Origin of the sequence: Methylobacter sp., from assembly GCF_004322395.1 — a bacterium.
Lineage (GTDB): Bacteria > Pseudomonadota > Gammaproteobacteria > Methylococcales > Methylomonadaceae > Methylobacter_A.
Genome location: NZ_SCTW01000015.1, coordinates 62209 through 86999 on the forward strand (window position 1 = coordinate 62209; position 24791 = coordinate 86999).

Consider the following 24791-nt stretch of genomic DNA (forward strand, 5'->3'; position numbering starts at 1 on the left):
CTTTCGACACAATAAAGCCAGTGTCGCCCGGCCTTGATTGTTACGTTATCACATTGGCTTTAAGTCGGTTCATGGGGTTGTTTTGAGAATCTTTATTTGTGCACACCAACCGTGAACCATACGCGGCGATAAGAGCGCGGTTATCTGCTCATTGAGCTAATAGGTTTTGCCATTAACTGATTCTTTTGCGGTCAGCATAGCCACTTAAGCCGCTGTACTGCTGGTTCGATGCGGTCATTATCCGTTTCTTTTGATGCTGCGCGCTTATTGTTATTTAAACGGTGATTTAAGTAATTACACGTATTTATCCGAGCTCGAAAATAAGAGACACTCACCGCGAGCCCTAGAACTCAGCTTATGAATTCTTATGCTTTTTACCAGATTCGCTTTCACTAAATTAAGTGATCAACGAGAGGTTCGTTTGCACTTATAGCGCAATTCAAGTTATTAATTTATTAAGCAACAAGAACAAATGAACTTCATGCGACCCATTTAAGCTTACTTTTACTGAGAAGAGTGTCATGAAAAAATTACATGAAAATATTGCTGTAGCAGTTTTTTGTCCAAAATGTGGTGAAAAACATCCAACCGAATTAATTGATCAACCCAATATCTCGGTGATATGTCACAACCACAACAGTGATTACATTTATTTCCCTTTCGGTAGATCAATAGATGAAACGGAACCACAAACCTTATGCGCTGATAAGTGTCCAGAAACCGCCTAGGCTAAAATTTTAATTACGCGGCCATAAATGTTTGCGTGTGCTGATGGTCTGGGAATGATAAGCGTGGAAGAATTACACCCCTATCCTCCTCCGATACCGGGGCAAGTGCCAAAAGATAACGACTTTTCCTTACCCCCAAACCGATATTTAAAACGCCACCACTTACCCCGGCCATCCGCTTGAGGCTTCAGCAAAAGATACAATCCCTTTTCATCGGTCAGCTTGAAAGGCGTTTTTTCGTGTTTGTGGACGTTCTTACAAGCTGCATCAGATAGCATTGGGGGGTAACTCCATTATAGGATAGCTGTGTTGCCCCCACGATCCCCTGAATGCCAACGAACCCTAATTGCACTTCGCTGGACAAAAAAATACCCGCCAAGCCAGATAACTTGCGGGTTTTTGCACTTCTTGGCATCTCACTGGATGCGTAAATGGCGGAGAGAGAGGGGTTCGAACCCTCGATACGTTGCCGTATACACACTTTCCAGGCGTGCGCCTTCGACCACTCGGCCATCTCTCCTATTATTTTGCCTCCTGTGATCACAGGAAGCCGACTAGAATAATCGATATTGCATTTTGACGCAATGCCCTAACCGCCACTTGCCTCAGTCAGCGCTTCTAACTCATCCCATCGCAGGTAAACTTGCTCCAGTTTTTCATCGATCTGTTTTAGTTCATCCAGGGTCTTAGCAACGGCTGTTGAATCTTGTTTATAGAACTCAGGCTCACTGATTTGCCGGTTTAATTCCGCTTGCTTGGTTTCCAGTTCATCAATCAGCTCCGGCAATTTAGCCAGTTCCTGTTGCTCTTTAAAGCTCAGCTTTTTCTTCATAGTGGGACGCACGGGAGCCGGTGCCGCTGGCTTTTCCTGCTTAGTTATCTTGACAGCTTCGGCCTGTTTCGCCTGCTTAACATGATTCATCCAATCGGTATAGCCGCCGACAAACTCATCGACTTCGCCTGATCTATCGAGAACAAAAACGCTGGTTACCACGTTATCCAGAAAAGCCCGGTCATGACTGACCAGCAGCAACGTGCCGTCAAAGTCGACCAGCTTTTCTTCCAGAAGCTCCAAAGTTTCCAAATCCAGATCATTGGTCGGCTCGTCCATGACGATCAAATTGGCGGGCTTGGTAAATAACCGCGCCAGCAACAAACGGTTTTTCTCGCCACCGGACAAGCTTTTGACTGGCGAACGCGCTCTGGCCGGTGCAAACAGGAAATCCCCCAGATAAGACATCACATGCCGCTGGTTACCTGAAATTTCAACAAAGTCATTGCCATCGGCGACGGTGTCGGCAACGGTCATTTCCGGGTCAAGCTGATCGCGCAACTGGTCGAAGTAGGCAATTTCCAATCGAGTGCCCTGCTCTACCGTGCCGCTGTCGGGTTCCAGCTGTTTTAGCAGCAACTTCAATAAGGTGGATTTGCCTGCGCCGTTCGCGCCGATCAGGCCGATTTTGTCGCCGCGTTGAATCAGCGTGGAAAAATGCTTGATAATCTGCCGGTCCCCATAAGCAAAGCTGATATCGTTGACTTCAATAACTTTTTTACCGGAGGCATCGCCCCTGTCCAGGGATATTTTGCTGGTACCTTGAGTATTGCGACGCTGAGCGCGTTCGGCACGCAACCTCTCCAGCGCCCTGACCCGGCCTTCATTACGGGTACGCCGGGCTTTTATGCCCTGCCTGATCCAGACTTCTTCATCGGCCAGTTTCTTGTCAAACTCAGCATTCTGGTTGGCTTCGTCTTCCAGCGCGGCAGCTTTGCGGGTTAAAAAATCGTCATAACTGCCCTGCCAGGATACCAGATTGCCGCGATCCAGATCGATAATCCGGGTTGCCAGTTTTTGCAAAAACGACCGGTCGTGAGTCACGAACAATACCGCACCCTGGAAATTCAGCAGTTGTTCTTCCAGCCAGGTAATGCTTTCAAAATCCAGATGGTTGGTCGGCTCATCGAGTAATAATACTTCAGGCTCTATGACCAAAGCGCGAGCTAAAGCGACGCGCCGTTTCCAGCCGCCAGACAAGCCGTTGATTTTCAATTCGCCGGGCAGATCCAGTTTGCTTAAGGTAGTTTCAACACGCTGCTGAAAGTGCCAACCGTTATGCGCTTCGAGTTTGTGCTGCAAATCGCCCAGCTCATTCAAAGCCTTGTCGTCATCATAATCCATGGTTAACGACATCGCGTGGTAACGGGTAATCCACTCGCCCAACTCGCCCAAGCCACCGGCAACCGCATCGTAAATGGTTGCATCATCCGGCAATTCCGGCGTTTGCTCCAACCATGCCAGTCTTAATCCCGGTTGCTGCCATATGTCGCCGTGATCGGGCTGGACATTACCGGCAATAATCTTCATTAAGGTTGATTTACCCTCGCCGTTACGGCCTAACAATCCTACCCGCTCTCCAGCATCCAGCTGAAAATCGGCATTGTTTAATAGAGCATGAGTTCCATAGGCAATGGAAACGTTGGACAATCGTAATAAGGGCATTTTAAAGTTCTTTATGTTGTAAATAGCGTCGTAATAAATCCAGTGCCAGTAACGCCGATTGATTTTGCTTGCGTTTGATAGGGCCTGCCACTGAATGAGTAGTTCGATGAAATCCATCTCCAGTTAGCAGTACATTATATAGAATAATGGCTTGGTCTTTATCGTGAAATGTTTGACTGTCTCCGGCGTAGAGCTGAACCAGCACAAAATCGGCATCGCCGGTCTGTTTTATTTCGCTGGCGATAGCTTGCGCAGTCGCCCATAAATCATCGGCATTTATCGTAATTCCCAGTTTTTGTCCCAGCCTTTCCAAAGATTGCTCGTAGCGGGTTTCCAGCAGCCATTTCAAACCTACGCACTTCGCCGCCAATAGGCCCTGGCTGGCCGTTTCCACTAAAGCCAGTGTATATTTTTCGCTAGTCATCAACTGGTCGACCGTAAACACCAGATCGCCGCTTGCCGGCCCGAAGCCGTCAATTGCAAAAACATTATCGCCGAGCGCTGCTGCAATTTTGGACGCCAACGAGTTCATAGCCGTTTCTGGATAATCATGCGGAAACAGCAATTTGGTTTGCACATCGTCAGGGCTTGCACGGAAACCCAACTGTACTTGAGCCGGGATTTCAATTGCGCTGATAATCTCCTGAATCGCCGACTCGCCTATACCCAAGGTTTTAATAGTGACTAACTTTTCCGGTCGCAATAAAAACCGGCTTGCCAGCGTTGGCCGAATGGTTTCCAAAAACAAATGCTGCATTTCCTTAGGCACGCCGGGTACAAAAGAAAACCAACAACGCCCGACTTGCAAAGAAAAACCCGGCGCAGTGCCCCAGGCATTATCAATACGCTCAGCCCCCTTCGGAAACATTGCCTGCTTGCGGTTCGACTCGGGCATGATCCGGTTTCTGAGCGTAAAGAACCGCTTGATCTGCTCAAAGGCAACGGCATCGAATTCCAGCGGCAAATCGAACGCTTCGGCGACAGCCTCGGATGTCAAATCATCAACGGTCGGCCCTAAACCGCCCGTGCAAACGCAGCAGTCTGCGCGCACTGAAATCTCCCTCAGCAAGGTTACCAAATCATCAAGCTTGTCGCCTACAGCAGTATGCCGGGTTACGGTAAATCCCATAGTTACGGCTTGTTCCGACAACCAGGCCGCATTGGTATCGACGATTTGCCCGGTAACGACTTCTTCACCTTGGGAGAATATTTCTAATGTTGGATTCATGCTGGAAATCAGGGTTATTGAGTTTGTATGCCGACCATAGTCGGCTAAAGCGTTTTGAAATACAAATTGGCCTTAACACTGAAAATGGAAGTTGATTTATCCCCAAAAAAATCATTTTGTCCACGAAAACCAAAAGTAGACGCCTCTAGACGACACAAAAAGCACGAAAAGCCAACGTACTGCTTTTATTTCGTGTCTTTCGTGGTTTTCGTGGATCAATTGCGGTTTTTAAGCTTACAGGAGTTCCGGCTATTTTTTGATTGATTCAACAATGCCGTGATCAATCCAGCGTCTCTGAAACTCATCGGCCGGCAATGGAGGCGAAAGATAATATCCTTGAATCTCGTGACAACCGTAAGACTGTAACAGTGTCAACTGGGGTTCGGTTTCGACGCCTTCGGCGATTACCTTCATGTTTAAAACCTGTCCCAAAGACACGATGGTCTTAATAAACGCCGCCTCGTTCGAAGCGGGGTCGTCGTTATAGGCCAAAATGAACGAGCGGTCGATTTTAAGAGTCTGGATGGGTAATTTTTGCAAATAGGATAAAGACGAATAACCGGTGCCGAAGTCGTCCATAGCGAGATGAATACCGCGTTCCCGGATTTGCTGTAAACGTTCGGTCGCTTTTTCGATATCGTGCATGACCAAACTTTCGGTCACTTCTAACTCAATCCAGCCAGGATTCGTACCAGTTTCGTCCAAAATGCTGTCGAGAATAGCAATAAAATTATCGGCCAAAAGTTGTAGAGGCGATAAGTTGATTGCTATCCGAAAGCTTTCCTGTCTGTTGGCCCACTCATTGGCTTGCAAACAGGCTGTCTTCAGTATCCATTTGCCTAACGGAATAATTAAAGCCGCTTCCTCGGCGATAGCGATAAAGCGTTCCGGCGGCACAATACCGAAACCGGGACGCTTCCAGCGAATCAGCGCTTCAGCCCCGGTTATGCGGCTTAAAGAGCTGTCGGCTTTAGGCTGGTAATAAAGCTGGAATTCTTCCTGTTCTATAGCCGAACGCAATGCGTTTTCCAATGAAAGCCTCTGATGCGCTGCCTCGTTCATGCCCGCTTCGAAGTATTGAAACATACCTCGGCCTTTTGCTTTTGCCGCATACATAGCGGTATCCGCATGCTTGGTAAGAGTATCGAAGTCATCGCCATCATCGGGAAAAATGGCGATGCCGATGCTGACGCCGACGAAAACCGTGTGGTCGTTAATTTGCACCGGCCTGGTCATCGCATCGACCAATTTTCGAGCAAGCTCCGTTGCATCGGTGATGCCGACTAAACCGGGTAGGATAATGGTAAACTCGTCTCCGCCCATACGGGCAACCGTATCGGTTTTGCGTAAGCACTCTTGAATACGCGTTGCGATAATCTTTAATAAACTATCGCCGGCCCAATGGCCGAGCGTATCGTTGACGTTCTTAAAATGATCCAGATCAAGAAAAAACAATGCGAGACGAGCATTATTGCGTTCTGCCGAACAGATTTCGTGCTCAAACCGATCCTTGAACAGAAACCGGTTAGGAAGATTGGTCAGCACATCGTAGTACGCCAGCTGTTTAAGCTCCTGTTCCGTTTGTTTCTGATGGCTGATGTCCGTGGAGATCGCCACATAATGCGTTAGCCGACCCAGTTTATCAGTAACTGCGTTGATGCTGAGCAGCATGGGGCAAAATTCGCCATTTTTTCGGCGATCCCATATTTCTCCTTTCCATTCCCCCTCATTCAATAGCGAGTGCCATAAATCTTTGTAAAACGGCCTGTCATGCAGATTCGATTTCAACATACGGGGATTCCGACCCAGCACTTCGGAACGCCGATAGCCGGTGATTTCGCAGAATGCCTCATTGACTTCCATGATAGTACCCTGAGGATCGGTAATGAAAATCGCCTCGCTACTATTGTCGAAGACCTTGGCACTCAGTCGTAGGCGGGTTTCCCGATCTTTTAACTCGGTGATGTTCAAAGCGGTTACGACTGCTCCTTCCAGTTTTCCCTGCTCCGAATGCAGCAAACTGCTATTCAGCCAATAGATGGATTTAGAGCCATCCTGATTTTTTCTTAAAAGCTCATGCTCACCTGTGTAGTCGCCTTTAAGCCTGACGGTTTCCAAAAATACGGAACGGACAGCCCAAGGCAAAACCGGCAAATCTCCGGCAAGATGCTGTTGTTCAACAGGAGATAACAAATCGTCGATACCGGTTCCCAATAATTCAGCTTCGGTGAATCCGAGCTCCCGCTCCACCCCTGTATTCAGCCGCCGAATTCGGCCTTCGGTATCAATGACGAACAGAAGGTCTTCGATAGTATCCATGACGCGCTCGACAAAGCGATTAAGGTCTTGCTGCTGATTCGCTCTATGTTGGAGCTTTGCCTTTTGCTGTTCCGATTCGCTGAGCATGGCATCCATGCTTTGGGTGATAACAAGGATTTGCCTTTGCTGTTTCAGATTGGCTAAGCGTAATTCCTCTATTTCTTCCTGCAGCCTAAGCACTGTTTCGGAATCTCCGCTGCCGGAGATATTTTCAACTGTTTCTAACTGGCTGGTTTGGTTTAAGGACACCAGAAATTGACCTTCGTGTTCTTGGACACTGAACTCGGCAATTTTCAAATCGATGCATCGGCCGTGCGCCGGACAAACAAGGCTGTTTCCGTTGGACAGCGGACAATGCGTCAGATCGTAACCTTCATGAGAACAAAGAGCGGGGACAGCCTTAAATTCGCCCTGAATATTGAAAATCAGAATATCGATAGGGCGGTGCTCGCCCGGTAATTGCAACCGGCCTTTCCAGCGCGGCGGATCGACCGAGTCGAGGAATGTTACCGATTCAACGATGACATCGCGAAAACGTGGACGTTGACGGCTCATTCCGGTAAAAGATCTTGTATTAATCGGACAGCTTTGGGTACGGCCTGTTCGGTTTTATCGGACAAGCCGGAAAAAAACGGGGTGACGGCAGCGATTTCGACACCCACGATCAGAATATCCGGCAACGGTTCCCTGATGACTTTAAGAGCTTCCAGTAAATACGGAATTCCCAAACCGTGGCCGGTGAGCTGCTGAGGTCTGTCGGCCAAATCCTCCGGTTTCAACGCAAAAATCTCGCCGGTATTCCCGAAATTGGCCAAGGCATCGACCAGAATCGCCTGACTGCAATTTTCAAAAAACCGAAGCGCATTGAGTCCGGCGATGCCCGCATTGAATATCTCGACATTTTTCGGCCATGTTAACTGCCGAAGCTGTGCGTAGATGCGGACACCGAAACCGTCATCTCCATGCAGTTCATTACCGAAACAAACAATGTGGCGCATACTTAGCTTAGGGCCATAAGGTCATGCGTTTGCCCGTATCGAGCACATGCACGGTACAGACCAGACAGGGATCATGGGAGCGGATAATATGGCCGATTTCCACCGGATCGTCGGGATCGTCGACAGTCAGGCCAATCAAACTGCTCTCCCAATGCCCGTGCCGGCCTTCGCTATCTTTGGGCGATGCGTTCCAGGCGGTTGGCGTTATAACTTGATAGCAGCTAATCACGCCGTCGGTGACTTGCAACCAATGACCCAGTGCACCGCGCGCTGCCGTTACCAGCCCACAGCCCTCCCCGTCAGGGATTTCCAGCTTGTCGGGAGGAATCATATGCGGGTCGTTAGGATGCGCGGCCAGCTCATTCAGAGTTTCGCGCATTTTATGCAGCAGCCGAGCGGTACGGCGTAAGCGGGCGAACTGACGAAGCCAGGCATTGCCGCCCTCCGCCTGATATAACGAGCTGATCAACGGCTCGCCGTCGATCAGCGCATCGGCCAGAGGGCCGGTTTGCACGACTTTATCTTGATAGCGCGGAGCTTTGCACCAGGTATAGCGATCGGAGTGGGGTTGATAATCCGGAATGGTCTGCCCCTGAAACGGATGGCGACCGCCCGTGTACGGCTGAAACCAGGAATAGCGCACATGCTCGGTGATTTCGGCTTGCTCGAAAGGCTCGACATTACCGGTATCGCCATTGAGGAAACCGGCCCGGAACAAATGCTTGCGCTGCGGAGGAAAAGTCCCGGCATCGGCCGGGTCGTCGTAAGAACCGTAACTGAGCATATGCGGCGTACCGAAACCTACATGATGCAGGCCGATGCCGCGACTCATCATTGTGAATAGCCCGATGGCGCCGTCGGCGTGGGCCTCCTTCGCTGTCAGCCAAGTAAAAAACTCATCGGCGGATTCCAGGGCCAGCCAGGAATCCAGGTCGGTGCCGATAATGTTCTGTTCGAACCAACGGGTCACTTTGTTGAGGATCGACAGACTGTCGATAATGTGGCGGCTACTCGCAGGCGTAGTTACACCGCCCGGCAACATATAAGACGAATGCGGCCACTGACCGCCAAACAGCGCAATAATTTCGACGAGATGACGCGAATGTTCAAGCGCACCACGATGAACCCAGCCTTTGAACGGCAGGAAAGCAGTGCGCGCTTTTTGATAAAACGACCGATCGTCATATTTGGGATGACAAAAATCCGCAGTAAAAAATAAAAAAGACTGTCGCAGATCGCTTTGCACCGTCTCGGCCATCAAACATAGGTTGCGGATGCGAATAGCTGCGGGCGGCACAGCAATGCCGGCTAGATTTTCCAACGCCAGCACCGCAGCGGTTAATTGCGCGGTGCCGCAAATGCCGCAGATACGCGGCGTAATCACCAAAGAATCTTTGGGCTTGCGGCTTATCAGGATTTGTTCGAACCCTCTATACATCGAGCCGATACAGCGGGCGTCGACGACTTTGTTGTCTTCCAGTTCCAACTGAAAATCGAGATCGCCCTCGACCCGGTTAAGGTCTATTTGAATAGTTCTTTTGGACATGGGTTAAGGATCCATGGTCTTGTTCAGCACCCGCTCAGGGGCTGCTTCATGAGCTAAGCTCTTGTAAGCCATGTAATTGGCCCGCTCTACGCCCAGCGGTAGATGTACCGGAATGGTACCGATTTTTTCGGTGCGAAATAGATCCTGATCCTGGGGAAAATCCGGGGACGTGCAGCCAAAACATGGCACTCCTGCACGGGTCTTGCTGCTGCGGCCGTTCCAGAGTTCGGTGTTGCAAATAGCCACCGTGACCGGTCCTTGGCAGCCCAGATTAAAGAACATGCACGCTTTACCGCCGAACACGGTTTCTTCCACGTTATACTCGTGATATTCGTTGCGTGTGCAGCCTTGATGCACAGTAGTATTGAAAAAGGCTTTGGGGCGGTTAATATGGTCGAGTTCTACCGGAAGCCCGGATGCCAGCATGGCCAGTATTTTGGTCATCGCATTGGGATGTGCCGGGCAGCCTGAGAGATTGATGACCGGCAAACCTTTTCGCGAACGCCATTCAATCGGCAACAAGCCGCCGGGAGACTGCTTGTCGAACTGCAAGCCGAGACAATCAGTCGGATTAGGCGGTGCGGCATGGACGCCGCCATATGATGCGCAAGTACCCAGGGCTACTACGTATCCCGCCTTTTCGGCCAGCTGGCTGATCAGGCTCATTTTGGAACGTCCCCGATATGGATCGTACATGCCTGAGCCATTCGGGCCGGTGATAATGCTGCCCTCAACGCACAAAATATCGAGGGCTTGTTGATCCGCGAGGATCGCCTCGATCAAAGTGTCCAGTCGGCTGGTCGGCTCTATCGACAGGGAAGGTTGCCACAGCATCTCAATGTTGTATTCATCCACGAGTTCTTCCAGAGACGGGCTGTCCGCACACAAAATCGACATGGTGTCGCCACCGCAGGAGCCGGTTTGTAGCCAAAGTAATGATGTCATAAAACCTCTGTGATACTTCAACATTGAATAAATACGTACCCAAGAAAAACCCGATATTACAGCTCTCATTGGAGCGTAACGATGCGGGAACGTGTTTTACGCTATCTCGCTTATTGTCGTCAAACTTGCTTGATGGACTTAGGCTCTAAATGTTTTGTCATTGTAAGCCTTGTTTATCGCGAGGTCATCCGAATTATCAAAGCCTATAGCATACGTTGGATGCATGCCTGAGCTCATGATAATTTTATAGAGATTGCTGTTGATTTTAGTTATTTAGCCACGGATTTACGCAGATAAACACTGATAAATATTGTGTGACACGAGGAATAGATGTAACCCGTTGTTCATCTGTGAAAATCCGTGTTCATCCGTGGCTGAACTGCTTTTTCTAGGTTGATCCGGGCTTTCGTTTCTATAACACGCTATGCCAGAACGGCAATGCAATCAGGCTGATCGCTGTGGTCACCGTTACCGCCATCGCATACAACGAACTATCCAGCCGATAACGATCACAAAAAACGATACCCAGCAACATGCTTGGCATGCACAAATCAAGCACAGCCGCAGCACGATATTCGCCGACAATAGGCAAATAGCCGACTAAAACCATGGCAAACAACGGCATCAGCGCCATTTTAATCAACATGACGGGGATGACGTAGGGGATGTTACGGACGGTTACTGCTTTCCAGCTTAAAGCCAGACCTAAAGAAAATAGCATCAGCGGTACAACTCCGGCAGATAATTTTTGCAGTACACCGGTAAGCCATACCGGGGCAACCAAGCCGTTCAGATTCAACATAACCGCGACAGCCGCAGCCCAGAACGGCGGTGCGTTAAAAAACAGCCATAACGATCTAGGCTTTGCTGCGCTATCTTCGCCGTAATGCCGCGCCACGATAACACCAGCGGTAAACAATAAAGGCGTAGCTGCAAACAAATCCATCTGTATGACCACCGATCTGGACCAACTGCCAAACGTTTGTTCCAAAACCGGCAAGCCCAGATAGGTCACATTCGGGAATGCCGCCGCCAATATCATCGCGCCCATGCGCCGGTCTTCAAACTTGAACAGTGCACCAACAATCCAAAGGCAAAACATCGCAAAAACAATACTGCCCACACCCAGCAAGGTATACTGAAAAGAATGCAAGCCTATATCTGCCGACCATAGAACCTCCAATACCATGGCCGGCAGCAATAAATAATAGACCACCGTGGTCAAAACCTGCCGCGTTTGCTCGGCTGACAAGCCCGCAGGTTTTGCAAAACGCCAACCTGCGCCGCATGCCATTATCAGGGTCATTTGTATCAATGTTGAATTCATAATCGTGGACTATTGTGGCAATAGTGAATTTTAACATTCACCGTTAAAACAAGTTCCGGTAATATATGTCGACTTATTATTCGGGAGCGTTTAAGTGCGTTTACTTTCAAGATATTGCCGAATCGGTGTTTTTTTATTGATGGCCAGTCCTTTTGCCGTTGCTGAAACCGATGTCATCTCGCCTAAAGAAGCCGCAACAATGCGCGTCAGAAACAAGGCGGTTATTGTAGATGTACGTGAAAATGACGACTGGAATGAACACCATATTCACGGCGCTATTCATATTCCGCTATCCCAATTAAATGAACGGCTACAGGAACTTGAATCTTATAAAAACCGCACGGTTATCACACAATGCCAAGCCGGCCTACGTTCCGCACAGGCCCAGCTGATGTTAAAGGCGGCGGGATTTTCCAAGGTTTACTTAATGAACGGCGGAATTCAGGCTTGGCATGAACAAGGCCTAGTGACCGAATAGACCTGAACCTTTTACCTTGAACCTTTTACCTTAACCATATGTCTCAATCATTTATATCAACCAAATCCATCCCCGTCCGTGAACGCTTAATCATGGCGCTGGATGTCCCCAGCATTCCGGAAGCACAAGCTTTAGTGGAAGAACTCGGCGATTCGGTGATCTTTTACAAGGTCGGCATGGAACTGTTCATGTCGGGCGATTATTTCGGTTTTATTGAATGGTTAAAACAGCAAAATAAAAAAATCTTTGTCGACCTGAAGTTTTTTGACGTTCCCGCCACCGTAGGCAGGGCCATTAAAGCCTTAAGCAGCAAAGGCGTCGACCTGGCCACCATTCACGGCAACGATGCGATTATGGAAGCCGCCGCCAAGGAAAAAGGCGATCTTAAAGTACTGGCCGTAACCGCGTTAACCAGCTTGGATCGCGGCGATCTTGACGACTTGGGATTTGCCTGCGATGTGCGCGAGCTGGTTTTATCCCGTGCTAAACGCGCCTTGCAAATCGGCTGCGACGGCATTGTTTCGTCCGGTCTTGAAGTCGCGATGCTCAGAGAAGAGCTGGATCATAAGCTACTTGTCATCACACCGGGCATCAGGCCTGTCGATAATCGTGAAGAAGACGACCAAAAACGCGTGGTTAGTGTAGAAATGGCTTTCCAAAACGGCGCTGATTATATCGTTGTCGGGAGACCTATCCGCGACGCTGAAAATCGCAAAGCAATGGCTGAGAAGATTCAGTCGCAAATTCTTTCTCAGTTTCAATAATTCTCAATCAAAAAAGGCGACCGGCGGCCGCCCTCACCTATTTTTATAATAATGCCTTGCGACTATGGAATTTGATTTAGCATTTACTACCTCCACTCTGGTCGCGTTTACCATGGGTTTATTCAGCAGCATGCACTGTATCGGCATGTGCGGCTCCATTATAGGCACATTAACCTTAAGCCTAAGTCCGGAAATACGAAATCAAAAAAAGCGGCTGCTCCCTTTTGTGTTTAATTACAACATCGGCCGCATTACCAGCTACACACTAGCCGGGGCATTAGCTGGCGTTATTGAAACATTGGTCACTATGCCGATGGGTGAAATCAGCGGGCACAGACTGTTGCAAATACTATCGGCCGCGATCATGACCGGAGCGGGACTTTATATAGCCGGATGGTTTCCCCGCTTTGCCTATATTGAAAAAATCGGCCTGCGTTTCTGGAAAAAAATCGAGCCTTTCGGCCGTAAGCTGATCCCGGTAAAAAACCCTAGCCAAGCTTATCTTTTCGGCATGGTGTGGGGATGGTTGCCGTGCGGCTTGGTCTATTCGGCTTTGGCGCTCGCCGCAACCGCTGGCGACATCAGGCAAAGCGCTCTAACAATGCTGTTTTTCGGACTGGGAACTTTACCGGCAGTCATGGGAGTCGGTATAATGACCGGAATATTAACAAGGTTGTCCAGAATGCAGCGCTTCAAACAGGCTATAGGCCTGTTCATGATCGTGCTGGCTCTATTGGCTGCCCTGCCCTGGCTTAATCCCATGGCGATTACAACGCATATGGCACTACATAATTAAGAGGTATCTATGGATCATTTTAACGCGATCATCGGTCAATCTCCTGCATTGGATTCCTTAATCCGTAGCGCCAGAATCGTTGCAGCTACCGATGTCACAGTGTTGCTCAAAGGAGAAACAGGCACCGGCAAAGAAGTACTCGCCACTGCCATTCAACAGGCCGGCGCTCGTGCCAATAAAGCTTTTATTACCTTAAATTGTGCAGCATTGCCTGAAAGCCTGATCGAGTCGGAACTGTTCGGCCATAAAAAAGGTTCGTTTACAGGGGCCACATCCGACAAACAAGGCCTTTTCCAAGCAGCTGATGGCGGCACTCTGTTCCTTGATGAAATCAATTCATTGCCGTTGTCGATTCAGGCAAAATTATTACGTTTTCTTGAATCCGGCGAATGTCTTGCGGTCGGGGAAGTTAAACCTTATAAAGTCGATGTCCGCGTTATTTCTGCAACGAACACAGACCTAAACAAGCAAATCGAAGCTGGCGAATTCAGATCGGATTTGTACTTTCGTTTGAATGTCGTGCCTTTAGAGTTACCGCCACTAGCACAACGCACTGAAGATATTGAGCCGCTGATCAAGCACTTTCTGGACATCTTCCAGAACACGCATGCACTAACTGCTCCTAAATTCAGCAAGCAGGCTTTAAAAACACTAAAAACCTACTCATGGCCGGGCAATATTCGTGAATTACGCAATGTGTGCGAAAGGCTCAGTATTTTATTAGCCGGTAAAGTTATCGAGCCGGAAAACCTTCCGTTTGAATTCACAACCCAAAAAGCCGGTAATACGCCAGCAACAACCGACTTTACTCTGCCTGAGGCCGGTTTAAAGCTAGATACATTAGAAGCCGACTTAATACATCAAGCCTTGAACCGCACTAACGGCAATCGCAGCAAGTCCGCGAGATTGCTAGGCATCTCCCGCGACACCCTGCTTTACCGCATGCAAAAACACGGTTTTGCAATATAAGACTGTACAGCCTCTAAAAATCTTTTAGAGGCTTCTATTTTTCAAGTATTTTAAAAATCAATCGCGCTGTTGCACAAATCCGCCGGGAGCGGATTTGCATTTACCCTAAGGGTGCCGGGCAGGACAGCCCTGCATGAATCTTGCATTGCGCATGACTTGCTTTAAATCCCTGACAGTCTTGGCCAATCCCGAAAACACGGCCTGTGCAATAATCGAATGGCCAATATTAAGCTCGACTATTTGCGGTAGCGCGCATATCGCTTCAACATTATAAAAATTCAGACCATGTCCCGCGTTAACTTGCAATCCGGCACTATGCGCATAAACAGCCGCTTTCCTGATACGCTCCAGTTCTTCGGCTTGCTGTTGCGGGGTAGTTGCATCAGCATAACATCCGGTATGCAATTCAACTACCGGCGCTCCGGCTTTGACCGCAGCATCAATCTGCATTTCATCGGGATCGATAAACAGCGACACTTCAACACCTGCGTTTGCTAATTCATCACAGGCCCACTGTAGACGATGTAGATTACCGGCGACATCCAGTCCACCTTCAGTAGTCAACTCCTCCCGTTTTTCGGGTACCAGACAGCAAGCATAGGGCTGTACTTTCACAGCGATGCCGACCATTTCATCGGTGACCGCCATTTCCATATTCAGCCGAGTATGCAGCATGTCCTTTAATAAATAGATGTCCCTGTCCTGAATATGCCGCCGGTCTTCCCGCAAATGCGCGGTAATGCCGTCGGCGCCAGCCTGCTCTGCAACGAGTGCTGCCTGGACCGGTTCAGGATAACGCGTACCTCTGGCCTGTCTCAAGGTGGCTACGTGATCGATATTCACGCCTAATAGGATCTGTGATTTATTCATTTTAGTGTGTTTGTGATTTTATAATGGAACGCGGATAACGCAGATCATTATGATCTGTAATATTTTTCTACTTATCGACCAAAGGCGAAAGACGAAGGGCAAAAAACAAGCTTCACCATGGTCGGTCTTAGCCTTTAGCCTTTAGCCTTTCGTCTACCTGTTGAGCGGTAGCGAAGACTTTACTAATAACGGCCCGGCTTTTAAGCTCCCTACCCTGTAAATAAACATCAATAACCATCCTCATCAATATTTTTGCTTCGTTTAAAACTTGCGGTTCGGTTAGCTCCCTGGCGCTTAACGCCAGCAAGGTTTTGCCTGAAAACCGCCCATTAACAACCTCAATCGGCCCTTGGCCTACGTTGAAACCGTATTTTTTTAATGAATCAATCGGCTTTTCATTGTTGTCGTATTCCAACTGCAAACCATAGCCAGCACATTCGAGCAGATTAAGCTCAAACAGCCTCAATACCGATTCGATATTGGATGCAACCGCCAGAGAAGATAAACACTCACTGTAATAGTCGAATACTTCCGGATGGGGGTCGTATTTATGCAAAAAATGGCCGACCAGTTCATTGATATAAAAACCGCAATACAGCGCAAGCCCCTTGATCTCGCTAAACGGCTGAATTATATCGGAGTGTATGCCACCGGCTGGTCGGAAACCGGCGCGGCGTTCGACATCGGTCAAGGTTTTCAACTCGGCCTTGCCGATATAGGAAATAGACAGCGGAATAAAAGGTTGCAGTATTCCTGCTGTTTTGGACTTAGATTTTCTTACGCCTTTTGCCAGCAAGGAAATGCGGCCGAAATCCTTGGTTAACGCATCAATAATCAAGCTGGTTTCCCGGTATTTGCGCTGCTGCAATATAAAAGCAGGCTGCAAATAAACTGCGGATTCAGTCATTAAAACCTAAACTTTGCAAGGCTCGTTCGCTATCCGACCAGCCTTTTTTAACTTTAACCCAAAGCTGTAAATAAACCTTCTGCCCGATCAGCTTTTCTATATCCTGCCGGGCATCGGTGCCGACTTTTTTCAGCATCTCGCCATCCTTGCCGATTACGATGTTCTTTTGGGTCAAGCGTTCCACCCAAATAATCGCGTATATTTTGGTGATGTAGGGTTTTTCTTCGTAGCGCTCAATCTCTACCGTAAGCGCATAAGGCAGCTCAGCGCCTAAACGTCTGGTCAGTTTTTCCCTGACAATTTCAGCGGCTAAAAAACGCTCGGACCGGTCGGTCACCTGATCTTCGGGATAGATCAAATCCCGTTCCGGCAACAGTTCCATAATCAAGCTTTCCAACTGATCGAGATTGGTTCGTTTTAACGCGGAAATCGGTATCAAATGTTTGAACGGAAACCGATGTTGAGCTTCATTAAAGAACGTCAAAATGGCTTCTTTGTCTGCGACCTTATCGACTTTGTTAACAGCAAGAATCACCGGCAACCCCGCCTGCTCCAGCTTTTTAAAGATGGCCTCATCATATTCATGCCAGGACAAACCGTCGATCAGCCAGACAATTACATCGACGCCCAGCAAGGTTGTTTCAGCGGTCCGGTTTAAATAACGGTTCAGCGCCCGCTTTTCACTGTTATGCATGCCCGGCGTATCCATATAAATGGCCTGCCCGGCGTCGGTGGTGTTTATGCCGAGAATTCGGTGCCGTGTAGTTTGCGGTTTGCGCGAAGTGATGCTGATTTTCTGCTTCAACAAATGATTCATCAATGTTGATTTGCCGACATTGGGCCGCCCAATCAAGGCGACGAAACCACAATTCATTTATTGTCCTTACTTAATAATTCGAGCATAAGCTCCGCCGCCGACTGCTCGGCTTTTTTTCTGGAGTTTCCTGTGCCAATGCAAAACTCCGTTGTTAACGATATTGTACATTTAACTTTGAAAGTCTGTTCATGTGCAAGCCCGGACATGGACATTAACGTATAATCCGGCAAATCCAGTTTTTTGGATTGCATCAGTTCCTGCAATTGAGTTTTAGGATCTTTCTGCCAATTATCCAAAGACAAACTTTTCAGTTTTTCCGCAAACAATTGCAATATCCATTGCTGGCAAGCATCCATGCCTTGATCGCTGTATAAGGCGCCTATAATAGCTTCCAGTGCATCGGACAAAATGGAATCTCGGCGAAACCCGCCACTCTTCAACTCGCCCGAACCCAGCAGCAAATAGTCGCCAAGTTGTTGCTTTCTGGCTAGCTCCGCCAACGAACTCTGATTGACAAGACTCGCTCTTAACCGGCTTAAGACGCCTTCACTGGCGACGGGAAATAACTCATATAACTTTTGGGCTATAACAAAACCCAAAATTGAATCGCCCAAAAACTCCAACCGTTCATTATTATTCGACCCGGCACTTCGATGTGTTAAAGCCGTGGTAAAAAGCTGCGGATTATTAAACGTGAGACCCAGCTTTTTACACAGATCTTCGGGCTTTTTTATCACTCCTGACCGGCCTCGACAGTATCGTGAAATTCGGCTAAAGCACTCAGGTTACCGACCAAGTTCACAACAGTCTCGTACTCGATGTCCACTTTTACATAATTACCATGCTTGATAACTTTAATATTATCTTGTTTGACATCATAGACATAATTGATGGCAAAGCGCTTATTCAAGCTGTCCCTGATTTCAAACTCACCTTTTGATGCAAGATCAGGAGTTGCTTTTAAAGCCTCCAAGGCACTCGTTACCTTGCCGTGATCCAGGTAAATCGGAACTATTTTAAGTGTTAATAAGACAAAAAAACCGATGAGCCCCAGAATAAATAAAATCGATATCAAGGTCAGCCCTTGCTGGCGGTTAGGCGATAAATTCATTTTTTTCTCCAGATGTTTTATTAAAAGAAATAAGTAAAGCTTCCGCTCCTGCTAACGCTCCTTACTTACATCCATGTAAGTATAGTGCAGTTTAATTCAACACTGTGCCGATACGATCAAACCCTATACCTTTATGTTGCCAGTCCCAACTCATCCAGATAAAAAAGGCCTGTCCAACCAGGTTTTCTTCAGGAACCGTACCCCAATAACGGCTATCATTGCTGTTATCGCGGTTATCGCCCATCACAAAATAACTCCCTTGCGGCACCACATAAACGCCTTCGGCAGAAGCCGCCCCATTTCTAATTAAAATACTATGCTCAACGCCGGTTAAGTCTTCTAATAAGTGCTCATTCCCGGTCATATCCTCACCTTGGCCTACGCCCTGATAGCGTCCCAACGAAACCTGCTTGATAGGTAGGCCGTTGATATGCAACTTCTTATCATAATAAGCGATTTTATCGCCCGGCAAGCCAATTACACGCTTTATATAATCGACAGTTGGGTCTTTAGGATAACGAAAAACGACAATATCTCCGCGCTTAGGCTCATTCCGTTCAATGATCTTTTTATTTACAACTGGTAAACGTATTCCATAGGCGAATTTATTCACCAGAATAAAATCGCCTATCAATAAACTCGGCATCATTGATGCTGAAGGTATGCGAAAAGGCTCGGCTATGAATGAACGCAGCAATAACACAATCAGCACAACCGGAAAAAAAGAGCGCGCATACTCTACCAGTATGGGTTCATTTTCTTCATCGAAAACCTCCCCTCTTAATTTAAGTACCAATAAATATCCACCCCAAATTACACCGGTAACCAGCGTGGCGACGACAAGAAAAAAGGAAAAATCGTAGTCCATGTTCATATCTTAATAATGTAGGGGCAATCCCTTGTGGTTGCCTTGGTGCATAAAGGTTTAAAAACAGAGTTATTCTTTGTTAAGCTGCAAAACCGCCAAGAATGCCTCTTGAGGAATCTCAATATTACCTACCTGTTTCATTCGTTTCTTCCCGGCTTTTTGTTTTTCGAGCAATTTTTTCTTACGGCTAATATCGCCGCCGTAACATTTCGCGATCACATTTTTTCTCATCGCTTTTACGGTTGATCGAGCAATAATCTTAGAGCCAATAGCTGCCTGTATTGCAACTTCATACATTTGCCGCGGTATCAGGTCTTTCATTTTTTCGACCAGGTCCCGTCCACGGTTATGGCTTAGATCGCGATGTACGATAATAGATAGAGCATCCACTTTTTCGGAATTAATCAACACGTCCAACTTGACCAGCTCGGCTGTTTGAAAACGTAAAAACTCGTAGTCAAACGATGCAAAGCCACGGCTCACCGACTTTAATCGATCAAAGAAATCCAGCACCACTTCGCTCAGCGGCATTTCATAATGCAATGACACTTGCCTACCGACGTATTGCATATCTTTCTGCACGCCACGCTTTTCAATACACAGCGTAATTACGCCGCCCAGATAGGTTTGCGGCACCAGGATATTGGCCCGGATAATAGGTTCCCTGATTTCCCTGACTGTCCCCATATCCGGCAGCTTGGCCGGATTGTCAATCATCAGGACCTGATCATTTTGAGTAATGACTTCATAGATAACGGTAGGCGCTGTCGTAATCAGATCGACGTCGTATTCTCTTTCCAATCGTTCCTGCACAATCTCCATATGTAACATACCGAGAAAGCCGCAGCGGAAACCGAAACCCAAAGCCTGGGACGTTTCGGGTTCAAAGTGCAAGGACGCATCATTGAGGTTTAACTTGTTAAGCGCCTCGCGCAAATCTTCGTAATGATCCGAACTGACCGGATACAATCCGGCAAAAACGCGCGGTTGAACTCTTTGAAATCCGGTAAGTTGCTCGGCAGCCGGTTTATCCGTCCAAGTAATGGTATCGCCGACCGGCGCACCGAAAATATCTTTAATGCCAGCCACGACAAAACCGACTTCGCCGGTGTTTAACACTTCTTTTTCCAGACGTTTTGGTGTGAAAACACCGACTTTCTCGGCGATAAACGACTTGCCGGTAGACATGATGGTGATCTTTTGTTTTCTGCGGATACTGCCATGCACAATCCTGACCAGCGACACCACGCCTAAATAACTATCGAACCAGGAATCGATAATCAAAGCCTGTAACGGACCGTCTATATCGCCTTGCGGTGGAGGAATCTTAAGCACCAGTTGTTCCAGCACATCTTCAACACCCAAGCCGGTTTTAGCGCTGATCATCAGCGCCTCGTCGGCCGGAATACCTATCACCTCTTCAATTTCAGCTTGCACCCGCTCAGGCTCGGCAGAAGGCAAATCGATTTTGTTTAACACAGGCACCACTTCCAGCCCCTGCTCTATCGCCGTATAGCAGTTGGCAACGCTTTGCGCCTCAACACCCTGCGCAGCATCAACGACTAACAACGCGCCTTCGCAAGCCGCTAAAGACCTAGAAACCTCATAAGAAAAATCGACGTGCCCTGGGGTATCGATGAAATTAAGCTGATAGGTTTCACCGTCTTTCGCCTTGAAATCCAGCGTAACACTCTGCGCTTTAATCGTGATGCCTCGCTCTTTTTCAATATCCATCGAATCAAGCACTTGTGCGGACATTTCTCTAGCACTTAAGCCACCGCAGATTTGGATAAAACGGTCCGCAAGCGTCGATTTACCATGATCGATATGCGCGATAATGGAAAAATTTCTTATATGTTTTAAATCCACTTATATTTCTACTTGTTGTAATAGTATTAATGCATCGTGCCAAACATTGCCAATTAAGTAGAGCCACTGCCTTACACCACTTGCCATGATTGTATTTGCACACTTTAAATTTTAGCTGGGCATTGTAACAGATTTAGCGCCACTCAAAGTCTACTTTCACCATCAATCTCGGAGAGCCGTCTTCGTGTTCGGCTATATCTTGCATTGGTTGCTCCAGGCGGATTCATCGCCATCAATCATTGAGCGGTTGAAGTCGCGCTCATGATTACTCCCAGCCAGCTGTATATCCGCTTTACAAGCAAGCCTTCATCATGAAGATAAGTATGGCCTTCATCGTTAATTTTAATCTGCCGGTAAACCTCATTTTCTTTTGCCGCTAAGCGCCGGTCTCTGGCGCTTTCTGTAACGTCTGGCACGTCTAATGCACCATAAATATCCAGCATTGGAATCTTGACTTTCTTGATAAACTCGAGCGTCTGAGCAGTTTTATTTTCGGTTGCAGGGACCGGCAGACTAATGGTCACCAGTGCTTTAATATCCGCCGTCCGCTCACTCAAGGCATAAGCAGCCATCAGCCCGCCTAAACCATACCCAACCAAAACAATATTTTCTGCGCCACTGTTTCTTGCATAATTAATTCCGGCCTGAATTCGAGCCGCCGCCTCTGGAAATAACGCATAATATTCTTCTTTTTCAACGCCTATTTCCCTAAGCGGCATTTGCAGTGAAAGCGTTGCCCAGTTATGTTCGGGTAAAAAAACCCTCAAACCGTAAATCAGGTGTTGCTGATCGGGATGTCCCCCCATATCATGGAGAATGATAACAGTGTCTTTACTAGTGTTTTTTTCTGTTTCCGTATACAGGCCGAGAAATTTTTTTCCTTCGGACTCAAGCCAGATCGTCTTGCCCATTGCCAGCGTCTTATTAATGCTTTCAGCAAATTCGATTTCCCGCTTTTCATCGCTAGCCCGGCACACGTCTGCTGAAAAGTGAGCCACGCAAAGAACAAAAACAAAAAAGCTGAGCTTCATTGTCGGCCGTAAAAATCGCTGTACCGATATAAATCATGCACATGCCGCAACAGCACCATAATGACCGAAGCGACAGGCAATGCCAGCAAAATGCCCAGAAAGCCGAATAGCTGACCACCGGCCAATACCGCAAACATGACGGCAACAGGATGCAAACCGATTTTGTCGCCGACCAGCATCGGTGTTAATACCATGCCTTCTAAGGATTGCCCGATGATAAAAACAATCGCGACCGGTACCAGCTGTATTAGCTCATGATATTGCACCAAAGTCGCTACACAAGCCATAACAATACCAACGATTGAGCCCAGATACGGAACGAAACTGACCAGTCCGGCCAGCATGCCTATCAACAAAGCCAAATCAAGGCCGGTTATCCACAGCCCAATACTGTAAATACAGCCTAAGGCCAACATGACATAGAACTGCCCTCGGACAAAAGCCGCCAATACTGTATCAACTTCTCCAGCGAGTTTAGAGGCGGTAGGCGCTACACGCCGGGGCAATAAGTCATGAACTTTGGCAACCAGGCCATCCCAATCACGTAATAAATAAAAAGTCACTACGGGAATTAACAGCAAGTTCATCAGCCATTCGGCTATCACTCCGCCGGAATGAGAAACCGAGCTCATTATCGTCGCAGCAATGCCGCCCGCTTGCTCCCAGTGACCTTTAATAAGGTTAACAATCTGATTGAGGTTAATCGGCCTGATGCCTAGATGAAATCGCCTTTGCGTCCAAGGAATGACTGTTTCATTCAGCCATGTGACATAAGCGGGTAAGCTGCTCACAAAATGCTCGACCTGATATTCCAAAAGAGGGACAAGCAGCAACAAGACCAAAACAAAGACCAGCGTCATCACCGAGAAAACCACCAACACAGCTTTGGTTCTGGATAATTGATAGGTTTCCAGCTTATCGGTCAGTGGATCGCCGAGGTAAGCCAGCATTGCCGCAAATGCAAACGGCATCAACACCGGCGCCAACAGGTAAACCAGCCAGGCAGCACCTGCGATAAAAGCAAAGACCAGCCATTTTTGCGAATCAGTCATTACAACCCCTAATATAATATATGCCTATGTAAACTAGCACCGTTCAGTCACCCCCACCGCAGCCGCCCCCGCAACCACTGCTGCAACCGGACGAATCCCCAGAATCGGACACATCACCCGAACTGTCGGAAGAACCGCCGCAACCTGAAGAACAACCGATATGGCTGGCGCAATAACCGCCCGCTGGATTCTTTTTACAGTCTAGCTGATAAACAAAGCCATTATTTATATTTAACAAACCATCCATTGCAAAAATAAGCGGCAATCGAGCCGGTTTTTTAGGATTAATCTGCTCCAATGCACACGCCAACCGCCAAGATCGTTTAATGCCGTCCTTCGCAATATTCTGCGTAGACATGGCCTCGGCAGGCGTATGATGTAAAAAATGCCCCATCGCCTTAGTACAGAACTTTTCGTAAATACGGGTAAAAAGAATAAACTCATGCCAAGCGTCGTCAATGACTTGAGACGGCATCGATACCATGCGATTTTTAGCTTGGCGACAAATACGGAAATAGTCTCTCAAGCCTTGAAAAACCATATCAAGCTGCTGCTCGGTTAACTGGGGGTGCTTCTGTGACAATTTATGTCGTATACCTTTATGAAACTGATATCGCTCGATAAATTTAAGTTGCTTGACTTTATTAGCCCTAATTACAAAATAAAAAATAAGGCTCAGTACGACGGCGCTAATCAAAGGAAAAGATAAACTCATGCTGTACTCAATCGTTTATAAGCAAGCCAAGAATTAAGTGCATCAACAGTAGGCGCTCGCTCAAAGCGCCTACTGCTGGTAAGCGACGCATTGGCCGTAGAAAAACATCTCGTTCTTTTGCAATAATTAAGTCGAGTAAACAACCGCTGCAGCCGCAGCGGCGATAAGCAGTATACCCAACGCTATTAACAGAATGCGTTTATTGGTATGAAAAAGGCCTGCCGCTTTGTCTTCCAAAATTTCCACGCCTTCAATATGTGCATTAACCGCTTTGAATTTGCCCCGATTATCTCTTGCGCTCTGATAATAAATAACATCGCCCGTCACTGGGCGACGGCTTGTTCCCTTGAGCGCAGAAATGTGTATAAAAATATCCTTCCCGCCTCCATCAGGGCTGATAAAGCCAAACCCCCGATCTTCTTTCCATGTTTTTAAAACTCCTTTAATCAATATCTTTGTCATAAAAATTTCTTTTTGTTGTTTTAGCCTTACCTACCTGAATGTAGATTAAGGGGCGTTAGCCTTGTGCGTCTGCGTTTTACCGTTGTTTTGTCAGAGTGTCGACCCTAATCTATAGCCTAATTAATCAACCTAATAGCTTGTAAAACAGATGACTCTGATTGAATCCATTGCACAAGATCGATTGATCCAATCAGAATTTCATATGATCTAGATTTTTTTCTTGATAATGACTTTATCGTCAATAATTAACTCTGAGATCCCGCCCAAAGATCCGTGCAATGTGCACGATGCGTTTTTGAAGCCACCTTTATTAGCGTTTTCACCTACCCATTTCAAAGTAACATATGTTTCTTTGTCACTTTCGATTTCAGAAGGGAAAAATACTTGTTCCCCTGTTTCCTGCTTGATTTTCGGCGGGCATTTTTCATTTGCCATTGTTTGCATAGCGACATTGTTTCTAATCTTTGCAGCAGCTTCTACTTGTTCAACAGGCT

At 47.5% G+C, this 24791-nt stretch carries 25 protein-coding genes and 1 tRNA gene; 5 read left to right on the forward strand and 21 right to left on the reverse strand.

The genetic code is table 11. The features are described from left to right. Positions 1-521: 521 nt before the first annotated feature. Positions 522-728, forward strand: a complete 207-nt coding sequence (locus EPO18_RS02735; RefSeq protein WP_292430162.1) for a hypothetical protein — start codon at positions 522-524, stop codon at positions 726-728. A gap of 80 nt (positions 729-808) precedes the next feature. On the opposite strand, the gene EPO18_RS20665 is transcribed toward EPO18_RS02735, so the two are convergent. The 9 genes from EPO18_RS20665 to EPO18_RS02775 all read right to left on the reverse strand — a co-directional run bounded on the left by EPO18_RS20665 (position 809) and on the right by EPO18_RS02775 (position 11567). Then, positions 809-1006: an Arm DNA-binding domain-containing protein gene (locus tag EPO18_RS20665; protein ID WP_363331470.1), complete on the reverse strand. Its 198-nt coding sequence runs from the start codon at positions 1004-1006 to the stop codon at positions 809-811. 154 nt (positions 1007-1160) lie between these two features. Further along, positions 1161-1248, reverse strand: a tRNA-Ser gene (locus tag EPO18_RS02740). Positions 1249-1317: 69 nt separating this feature from the next. Then, positions 1318-3225, reverse strand: a complete 1908-nt coding sequence (locus EPO18_RS02745) for an ATP-binding cassette domain-containing protein (RefSeq protein WP_292430165.1) — start codon at positions 3223-3225, stop codon at positions 1318-1320. A 1-nt stretch (position 3226) separates the two neighbouring features. Further along, positions 3227-4453 (reverse strand): competence/damage-inducible protein A, encoded by a 1227-nt coding sequence (locus tag EPO18_RS02750; protein ID WP_292430168.1) that lies wholly within the window; start codon positions 4451-4453, stop codon positions 3227-3229. A 249-nt stretch (positions 4454-4702) separates the two neighbouring features. Beyond that, positions 4703-7327 (reverse strand): EAL domain-containing protein, encoded by a 2625-nt coding sequence (locus tag EPO18_RS02755; RefSeq protein WP_292430171.1) that lies wholly within the window; start codon positions 7325-7327, stop codon positions 4703-4705. Then, positions 7324-7770, reverse strand: coding sequence for a hydrogenase maturation protease (locus EPO18_RS02760; protein WP_292430174.1), 447 nt, complete (start codon positions 7768-7770; stop codon positions 7324-7326). Before EPO18_RS02760 ends, EPO18_RS02755 begins: the two co-directional genes overlap by 4 nt. Positions 7771-7777: 7 nt before the next feature. Continuing rightward, positions 7778-9316, reverse strand: coding sequence for a nickel-dependent hydrogenase large subunit (locus tag EPO18_RS02765; RefSeq protein ID WP_292430177.1), 1539 nt, complete (start codon positions 9314-9316; stop codon positions 7778-7780). Between the two features lie 3 nt (positions 9317-9319). Continuing rightward, complete coding sequence (locus EPO18_RS02770; protein WP_292430181.1) at positions 9320-10261, reverse strand: NADH-quinone oxidoreductase subunit B family protein; 942 nt, start codon at positions 10259-10261, stop codon at positions 9320-9322. Positions 10262-10673: 412 nt separating this feature from the next. Then, positions 10674-11567, reverse strand: a complete 894-nt coding sequence (locus EPO18_RS02775) for an AEC family transporter (RefSeq protein ID WP_292430186.1) — start codon at positions 11565-11567, stop codon at positions 10674-10676. 115 nt (positions 11568-11682) lie between these two features. Here EPO18_RS02775 and EPO18_RS02780 point away from each other — a divergent pair, with 115 nt between their 5' ends. From EPO18_RS02780 to EPO18_RS02795, 4 genes are all read left to right on the forward strand, one after another. After that, positions 11683-12066 (forward strand): rhodanese-like domain-containing protein, encoded by a 384-nt coding sequence (locus EPO18_RS02780; protein WP_292430188.1) that lies wholly within the window; start codon positions 11683-11685, stop codon positions 12064-12066. A gap of 38 nt (positions 12067-12104) precedes the next feature. Continuing rightward, on the forward strand, positions 12105-12830 hold the full coding sequence (gene pyrF, locus EPO18_RS02785) for an orotidine-5'-phosphate decarboxylase (protein WP_292430191.1): 726 nt from the start codon (positions 12105-12107) through the stop codon (positions 12828-12830). Positions 12831-12894: 64 nt separating this feature from the next. Beyond that, positions 12895-13626, forward strand: a complete 732-nt coding sequence (locus EPO18_RS02790) for a sulfite exporter TauE/SafE family protein (RefSeq protein WP_292430194.1) — start codon at positions 12895-12897, stop codon at positions 13624-13626. Between the two features lie 9 nt (positions 13627-13635). Beyond that, positions 13636-14595, forward strand: coding sequence for a sigma-54 interaction domain-containing protein (locus EPO18_RS02795; RefSeq protein WP_292430197.1), 960 nt, complete (start codon positions 13636-13638; stop codon positions 14593-14595). 105 nt (positions 14596-14700) lie between these two features. Here EPO18_RS02795 and pdxJ read toward each other — a convergent pair whose 3' ends face one another. From pdxJ to EPO18_RS02855, 12 genes are all read right to left on the reverse strand, one after another. Then, on the reverse strand, positions 14701-15465 hold the full coding sequence (pdxJ, locus tag EPO18_RS02800; protein WP_292430201.1) for a pyridoxine 5'-phosphate synthase: 765 nt from the start codon (positions 15463-15465) through the stop codon (positions 14701-14703). Between the two features lie 127 nt (positions 15466-15592). Continuing rightward, entirely contained in the window at positions 15593-16372 is a 780-nt protein-coding gene (gene recO, locus EPO18_RS02805; RefSeq protein WP_292430203.1) for a DNA repair protein RecO, read from the reverse strand. Then, positions 16365-17246 carry a GTPase Era gene (gene era / locus EPO18_RS02810; protein ID WP_292430206.1) on the reverse strand — a complete coding sequence of 294 codons (882 nt, stop codon included), beginning with the start codon at positions 17244-17246 and terminating at the stop codon, positions 16365-16367. The genes recO and era overlap by 8 nt, the downstream gene beginning before the upstream one ends. Further along, complete coding sequence (gene rnc, locus EPO18_RS02815; RefSeq protein ID WP_292430209.1) at positions 17243-17926, reverse strand: ribonuclease III; 684 nt, start codon at positions 17924-17926, stop codon at positions 17243-17245. The genes era and rnc overlap by 4 nt, the downstream gene beginning before the upstream one ends. Further along, positions 17923-18300 (reverse strand): DUF4845 domain-containing protein, encoded by a 378-nt coding sequence (locus tag EPO18_RS02820; protein WP_292430211.1) that lies wholly within the window; start codon positions 18298-18300, stop codon positions 17923-17925. Before EPO18_RS02820 ends, rnc begins: the two co-directional genes overlap by 4 nt. A 91-nt stretch (positions 18301-18391) precedes the next feature. After that, the gene (lepB, locus tag EPO18_RS02825) at positions 18392-19168 is read right to left on the reverse strand and encodes a signal peptidase I (protein WP_292430214.1); all 777 of its coding nucleotides are present in this window, start codon (positions 19166-19168) and stop codon (positions 18392-18394) included. A 69-nt stretch (positions 19169-19237) separates the two neighbouring features. Beyond that, a complete protein-coding gene (gene lepA, locus EPO18_RS02830) occupies positions 19238-21037 on the reverse strand; it encodes a translation elongation factor 4 (protein ID WP_292430217.1) in 1800 nt (599 codons plus the stop codon). A gap of 236 nt (positions 21038-21273) precedes the next feature. Further along, the gene (locus tag EPO18_RS02835; protein WP_292430220.1) at positions 21274-22035 is read right to left on the reverse strand and encodes a DUF3530 family protein; all 762 of its coding nucleotides are present in this window, start codon (positions 22033-22035) and stop codon (positions 21274-21276) included. Between the two features lie 29 nt (positions 22036-22064). Continuing rightward, positions 22065-23120, reverse strand: a complete 1056-nt coding sequence (locus EPO18_RS02840) for an AI-2E family transporter (protein ID WP_292430223.1) — start codon at positions 23118-23120, stop codon at positions 22065-22067. A 43-nt stretch (positions 23121-23163) separates the two neighbouring features. After that, on the reverse strand, positions 23164-23835 hold the full coding sequence (locus EPO18_RS02845) for a glycine-rich domain-containing protein (RefSeq protein WP_292430225.1): 672 nt from the start codon (positions 23833-23835) through the stop codon (positions 23164-23166). A gap of 126 nt (positions 23836-23961) precedes the next feature. Then, complete coding sequence (locus EPO18_RS02850; protein ID WP_292430228.1) at positions 23962-24297, reverse strand: cold shock domain-containing protein; 336 nt, start codon at positions 24295-24297, stop codon at positions 23962-23964. Between the two features lie 207 nt (positions 24298-24504). Beyond that, positions 24505-24791: hypothetical protein (locus EPO18_RS02855; protein WP_292430231.1), on the reverse strand; the 287-nt coding region annotated here is incomplete at its 5' end.